Genomic DNA, 4,638 nt, shown 5'->3' with positions numbered 1-4,638 from the left:
CTGGCCGATCTCGGCGACTTTCTTGTCAGCCAGCAGCCAGAGGGTGAACTTGTGCAGTTCCGGGTGGTGAGCCAGGGCCACCAGGAAGGCGCCACCAACTTCACGATAACCCAGCTCATAGTTCTTCAGGGTGGTCGGGGGAACGCCCAGCAGATCAGCAAACTCGGGACGGCTCAGGCCGACTGCTTCACGGATCTGACGGATCTTCTTACCAACAGTTACGATATTTGAATTCATATTGTTCCATACTCCGTACGGCGGATTGACTCCACCTTTATTTTTCGCGACGACTCGTAGTCAAGTGTATCAGTTTTGAACGGACTCGTTATGGTCGAGTCTCTATCTTTAATCAGCGTCTTTCGACGACAACCCTTGCAAACATCGGGGATGGTAATCGCTCAACCGCCTCAGGTAAACAGTCTCGAAAAGAAACCTTTATTGTTGCCACAGGAATTACTCGTATAATCCGCGGGCTATCCCTTCAGAGTAAGAACCCATGGCACTTCCCGGCATAATCTCCTGTTTACACCCGGTATCCTCCTCCGCAGAACTCAGTCGCCAATTGCAACAGGGCCAGCAGACACGCGCCGAGGCCTTCTGGTTGCCCGCCGCCCTGCACGATCAGGCGGCAGCAGTTTTGGCTGCGCTGGATGACAAGAGCAGCCTGTTTCTCGACCAGCCCGTTGCCGGACTTTCCCTGCGCAGCCACGATGGCGTCATGCAGGAATCGGGAACCCTGCTGCTTGGCAATGGCCAGCAGCTGACACTGGCCAGCACAAAAGGGGATGGCGGTCTGGTCCCTGTCAGCGGCCTCGCCGAGATGGCCGACTGGCTCGAGGCGGGCCACCGCCACTTTTGCTGTTCAGCTGCAGTACAGCCTGTGGCCCGGGCCATCCTCAATATCTGGCCCCTGGATCCCTACCTGGCCCGGCATTTTTTGGTCAGTTTTACACCCTTACTGTGCGAAGCAACCGAGGCCGATTATCTGGCAGTGTTCCAGGCGAGGGAATCTCCCGCCATGGCGCAATCTGACTGGGTTCAGGCCTATATGAAACTCGAAAAGAGGCTGCACAGATCCTATTTGGATCACTAATTAATCTGGATAAACAGCCAGTTACCCACACGACACAATCTGCCATATGGATTATGTGTGAGCTTGATCATGTTTTGAATTCGGCATAGAGTGCGCCACGTCATCGGAATGACACCGGCTGTTCGTGAAGGGGTGAACCATTGTTTTGGCAATGTCCCCCGCTCGCTAGTGCACCAGGAATGCGTGCCTCCCGGATGGAACCGGGATCCCTGCCAGACTCAACGATGTTGTTCGGCAGAGCCTGCAGCTTACATAAATTAAAAAGTGCGAAGCACGTGAACAACGTGCCATCTCAACGAGGATTTTTTTATGATGAAAATGGCTCCTTCCCTGATCGCCATCGCCATGGCTGCCATGGGTGCAACTGCCGCTCACGCCGCTGACGACATCTACTTCGGTGCCGGCGTTGGTGCTGCTCACTTCAACGGTCTGAAGAAGATCGAAGGCGTGAACACTGGTGAAGAAAACTCTGCTGCAGCCAACGCTTTCGTCGGCTACAACTTCACCGAAAACTTCGGTACCGAATTCGGCTACCAGTATGCTGGCCGCGGCAACACCGATGGCAACCGTTATGAGAACCAGGGTGCCACCCTGTCCGGTATCGCTCGTCTGCCGCTGGGCGGCGACTTCTCCGCTTTCGCTGAAGGCGGCGCCTACTGGGCTCATACCGACGGTCTGGGCACCAGCGACACCAAAGTATCCCCGCTGGCCGGCCTGGGCGTGACCTACAAGGTCAACGACGCGCTGGATCTGCAAGCTCGCTACCGCTACATGTGGGACGTGGCTGACCTGCACGCCGACAACGTACGCTACAAGTCCAACCAGAGCGTTGCGACCCTGGAAGCCGTATACCACCCGTTCCGTACTTCCTACGTAGCTCCGGCTCCGGCTCCGGTTGTTGAAGAAGCCCCGGCCCCGGCTCCGCAGGTAGTTGAGAAGAACTTCGCCCTGAACTCCGACGTGCTGTTCGCCTTTGGCAAAGACAGCCTGAAGCCGGAAGGCGTTGCTGCCCTGAACGCTCTGTACCAGCAGATCGTTGAGTTCCAGCCGAAAGATGGCAACGCTGTTGTCGTTGGTTACACCGACCGTATCGGTTCCGACGCCTACAACCAGAAGCTGTCTGAAGCCCGTGCCCGCACCGTTGCCAACTTCCTGGTCAGCAAGGGTATGGCTGCCAGCAAGGTTGCCATCGAAGGTCGTGGCGAAGCCAACCCGGTTACCGGCACCAAGTGTGACGGCGTGAAAGCCAAAGCTCAGCTGATCTCCTGCCTGGCTCCGGACCGTCGCGTAGAAGTTCGCGTATCTGGCGTACAAGAAGTTCAGAAGTAATCTGACTTAGTTCAGATAATGCGAAAAGGGGATGCCACGGCATCCCCTTTTGTTTGCCCGCCGCCTGTTTTTGAGCAAAAACACAGCAACCAGCGTCACTTCCTGTCAAATCGTTTTCCCCGACTTCCCGCTTCCCAATCACGGCAGAACCGCGCCAGTGCTGGATATCTGTACAGAAACTTGATCCGTGCGAGTCAAAAGAATACAGTAAACCCGCTTGTAAGGTATTGGATGAACTATTAAAAGTGCATTCGGCCCGGTTAGTTGTCCATGAAGCCAAGGCTTCGTGAGTATCCAGGAACCATCTCTTTTTTCATTCAGACCAACCGTGGTTCACCATGGAGGTCGCAGTGAGACTGTCATCTGCGGCCGGTATAACTGAAAGAGTGCGCAGTACGCCCTAGCACGGCAAACTCAACGAGGATAAAACGATGAAAATGAAAATGGCACCCACCCTGATTGCTCTGGCCATCGCAGCCATGGGCACCACCACCGCTCAAGCCTCCAACGACTGGTACACAGGTATGGGTGCAGGTTGGGCTTATGGTCACGACCTGGACGACTTCGGCAAAGACGCAGACAAGGACGCCACCGCGCTCTCCCTGTTTGGCGGCTACAACTTCAACGAGAACTTCGGCGCCGAGCTGGGTTACCTCTATGCCGGCAAAGGCGGCGTTGACGGCGTTGACTTCAAGACCCAGGGCGCGACCCTGTCCGGTCTGGCCCGTCTGCCGCTCGGCGACATCTTCTCCGTGTTTGCAGAAGGCGGTGCCTACTTCAACCACGTCAACGGCAACGGCAGCAGCGACAACGGCACAGCCCCGCTGGCCGGTCTGGGCGTGACCGCCAAGCTCTCCGACCTGCTCGATCTGCAAGCCCGCTACCGCTACATGTGGAACCTGGGTGACGAGCAGAAAACCTGGGAAACCGACATGAGCGTGGCGACCCTGGAGCTGGTGATGCACCCGAACCGCACCACCTATGTGGCCCCCGTGCCCGCCCCGGCACCCGAGCCCGTTCCTGAGCCGGTGATGGTCGACAAGAACTTCTCCCTGAGCTCGGACGTGCTGTTTGCCTTCGGCAAATCCACTCTGAAGCCGGAAGGTGTGGCCGCCCTGAACACCCTGTATCAGCAGATCGTTGACGTTCAGCCCAAAGATGGCAGCGCCGTGGTCGTCGGTTACACCGACCGTATCGGCTCCGAAGCCTACAACCTGAAGCTGTCCGAAGCCCGTGCCCGCACCGTGGCCGACTTCCTAGTCGGCAAGGGTCTGCCGGCTGGCAAGGTCTCCATCGAGGGTCAAGGCAAGGCCAACCCGGTCACCGGTACCCAGTGCAACGGCATCAAGGCCAAGGCTCAGCTGATCTCCTGCCTGGCGCCGGACCGTCGCGTTGAAGTGCGCGTCACCGGTGTACAGCAAGTTCAACAGTAAGTCGTCAGCCCGCTGACCATGAAGGAGGCCATCAGGCCTCCTTTTTTATTCCCCTCGTCAGGCCCGCCATGCTGCTCCGTTTTTGTGCGCATTTCTGTGCACATTTCCTGCCAACCTGCCCCGTCAGCTGGTTAAACGCTCTGCATCACCTATAAATAGTGGTGGTTGTACTCAACAGGGCTTGCGCCCTACTACACCAGCATCGACGAGGATACGCGATGAACATAAAAGTAAAACCGGTTTGGATTGCATTGGCATTGGCGGCCACGGGTGCCCAGGCTGCGCCGGACAACGACTGGTACGCCGGGGTGGGGGGTGGCTGGGCCATCGCTCACGACCTGGGTGACTTTGGCAAGGATGCGAGCAAGGACGCCACCGCGCTTTCCCTGTTCGGCGGCTACAACTTCACCGAGAACCTGGGGGGTGAACTGGGTTACCTGTCGACCGGCAACTGGGACGTGCAGGGCAATGACTTCAGCAGCCAGGGGGCCACCCTGTCGGTGATTGGGCGGCTGCCGCTGGGGGATATCTTCTCGGTGTTCGCCGAGGGCGGCGGTTATCTCTATCACGTCAAATCCGTCAACGGCGGTGACAACAACCTGGCCCCGCTGGCCGGCCTCGGCCTCACCGCCAAGCTGCATGACTGGGTCGATATCCAGGCCCGCTACCGCTATCTGGTCCGGGTCGGCGATGATCCTGACAACGACAAGGTGGGCAGCGGTACCCAGCGCTGGGTCAGCGACATCAGCACCGCCACCCTGGAGCTGGTGATCCACCCCAACC

At 57.9% G+C, this 4,638-nt stretch carries 5 protein-coding genes; 4 read left to right on the top strand and 1 reads right to left on the bottom strand.

Annotated features, from left to right (window positions below; all coding sequences use genetic code 11):
- The coding region (locus CAK78_RS09250) for a helix-turn-helix domain-containing protein (RefSeq protein ID WP_094697084.1) at positions 1 to 237 on the bottom strand (237 nt) is incomplete at its 3' end.
- A gap of 259 nt (positions 238 to 496) precedes the next feature.
- On the opposite strand from CAK78_RS09250, the gene CAK78_RS09245 reads away from it, so the two are divergent.
- The 4 genes from CAK78_RS09245 to CAK78_RS09230 all read left to right on the top strand — a co-directional run.
- Positions 497 to 1,093, top strand: a complete 597-nt coding sequence (locus tag CAK78_RS09245) for a hypothetical protein (RefSeq protein WP_094697083.1) — start codon at positions 497 to 499, stop codon at positions 1,091 to 1,093.
- A gap of 309 nt (positions 1,094 to 1,402) precedes the next feature.
- Positions 1,403 to 2,422, top strand: coding sequence for a porin OmpA (gene ompA / locus CAK78_RS09240; RefSeq protein WP_094697082.1), 1,020 nt, complete (start codon positions 1,403 to 1,405; stop codon positions 2,420 to 2,422).
- 431 nt (positions 2,423 to 2,853) lie between these two features.
- The gene (ompA, locus tag CAK78_RS09235) at positions 2,854 to 3,855 is read left to right on the top strand and encodes a porin OmpA (protein WP_005298595.1); all 1,002 of its coding nucleotides are present in this window, start codon (positions 2,854 to 2,856) and stop codon (positions 3,853 to 3,855) included.
- 218 nt (positions 3,856 to 4,073) lie between these two features.
- A partial coding sequence (locus CAK78_RS09230) for an outer membrane beta-barrel protein (RefSeq protein WP_176452733.1) occupies positions 4,074 to 4,638 on the top strand: 565 nt, incomplete at its 3' end.

This window comes from Aeromonas sp. A35_P (genome assembly GCF_002259925.1).
Lineage (GTDB): Bacteria > Pseudomonadota > Gammaproteobacteria > Enterobacterales > Aeromonadaceae > Aeromonas > Aeromonas dhakensis.
This window is presented reverse-complemented; position numbering and strand designations above follow the sequence as displayed.

Coding starts and splice junctions, on each gene's coding strand:
- CAK78_RS09245 (WP_094697083.1), top strand. CDS start 497: ATGGCACTTCCCGGCATAATCTCCTGTTTACACCCGGTATCCTCCTCC.
- ompA (WP_094697082.1), top strand. CDS start 1,403: ATGATGAAAATGGCTCCTTCCCTGATCGCCATCGCCATGGCTGCCATG.
- ompA (WP_005298595.1), top strand. CDS start 2,854: ATGAAAATGAAAATGGCACCCACCCTGATTGCTCTGGCCATCGCAGCC.